1 protein-coding gene is annotated in these 295 nt (G+C 53.2%); it reads right to left on the bottom strand.

Features of this window, described 5'->3' with window-relative positions; all coding sequences use genetic code 11:
* A partial coding sequence (locus WFN61_RS20795) for an EF-Tu/IF-2/RF-3 family GTPase (protein ID WP_337039150.1) occupies positions 1-295 on the bottom strand: 295 nt, incomplete at both ends.

Genomic DNA, 295 nt, shown 5'->3' with positions numbered 1-295 from the left:
GCCGCAGTTCTCGCCCGCACGACCTTCGTCCAGCAGTTTGCGGAACATTTCAACGCCGGTACAGGTAGATTTCGCAGTATCTTTGATACCAACGATTTCAACTTCTTCACCTACTTTGATGATACCGCGCTCTACACGACCGGTAACAACGGTACCACGACCGGAGATGGAGAATACGTCTTCAATCGGCAGCAGGAACGGCTTGTCAATCGCACGCTCTGGTTCCGGGATGTAGGAATCCAGGTAGCCAGCCAGCTCAACGATTTTCTCTTCCCACTCAGCTTCGCCTTCCAGC

Source organism: Pseudescherichia sp. AS216 (assembly GCF_037152055.1).
Taxonomy (GTDB): domain Bacteria; phylum Pseudomonadota; class Gammaproteobacteria; order Enterobacterales; family Enterobacteriaceae; genus Pseudescherichia.
This window is presented reverse-complemented; position numbering and strand designations above follow the sequence as displayed.